Raw genomic sequence first — 813 nt, 5'->3', positions numbered from 1 at the left:
GCGAAACGCGTTCGACACCACCTCGGCAATCGCGTCAGGCGAATTGACCTCCACGGCGTATTTGGTCACCGGGCTGAACATGGCGACGGTATCCATGCTCTGGTGCACCAGCTTCGCTTTATCTGCCCGCTTCACCGCCCCACCCAGCGCGACCACCGGGTCACCTTCGCTGTTGGCGGTGGCGATGCCGGTGATCAGGTTGGAGCAGCCCGGCCCGGAGGTGACCAGCGCGACTCCGGCCTTGCCGGTTAGCCGCCCTACCGCTGCCGCCATAAACGCCGCGTTCGCCTCGTGACGCACCGGGATAATCTCGATGGAGGAGTCCAGCAGGGAGTCAAAGACCTTGTCGATTTTTGCGCCCGGTATGCCGAACACCTGCTTCACACCCTGCGCTTCCAGCTGGCCGACAACCATATCGGCGCCGTGCGCCCACTGACGTGACTGTTTTTCACTGTTCACGGTAGTTCTCCTGTTAGTTTTCGACGGCGCGGATAGCCGCATCAAGGTTGCTGGGGTGCAGGTTGGCCTGTAAAAACGCGCTGTCGGCGGGCAGGTCAATCATCAGCTTGTGGATTTCGCCGAAGGTGAGCACGCCGTTCTCCAGCTGATAGTCGAGCAGGTGGCCCCCGCCCTGACGGTCGTCGGTGATAAAGTGCTCGTGATAGCCCGCCACGTTTATCCCCTGCATATGCTGCGGGGTACGGAACCCGACCAGCACGCCCTCGCGCTGGTTAAAGCGGAACACCGGCTGGTCATCCAGCACGTCGGTCATCGCCCGGTACGGCGGCGTCTGGCGCGGTACGGTGCGGGTGT

2 protein-coding genes are annotated in these 813 nt (G+C 62.7%); both read right to left on the bottom strand.

Annotation, left to right across the window (positions count from 1 at the left end):
- Positions 1 to 414 (bottom strand): thiamine pyrophosphate-binding protein (locus tag DD606_RS25815; RefSeq protein WP_255573136.1); only part of this gene is annotated, 414 nt, incomplete at its 3' end.
- Between the two features lie 58 nt (positions 415 to 472).
- The coding region (locus DD606_RS25810; RefSeq protein ID WP_139158418.1) for an acetolactate decarboxylase at positions 473 to 813 on the bottom strand (341 nt) is incomplete at its 5' end.

Origin of the sequence: Enterobacter cloacae complex sp. GF14B, assembly GCF_004136805.1 — a bacterium.
GTDB classification, from domain to species: Bacteria; Pseudomonadota; Gammaproteobacteria; order Enterobacterales; family Enterobacteriaceae; genus Enterobacter; species Enterobacter hormaechei_C.
Note: the sequence above shows the minus strand (reverse complement) of the source record. Positions and strands in the feature narration are given on the sequence as shown.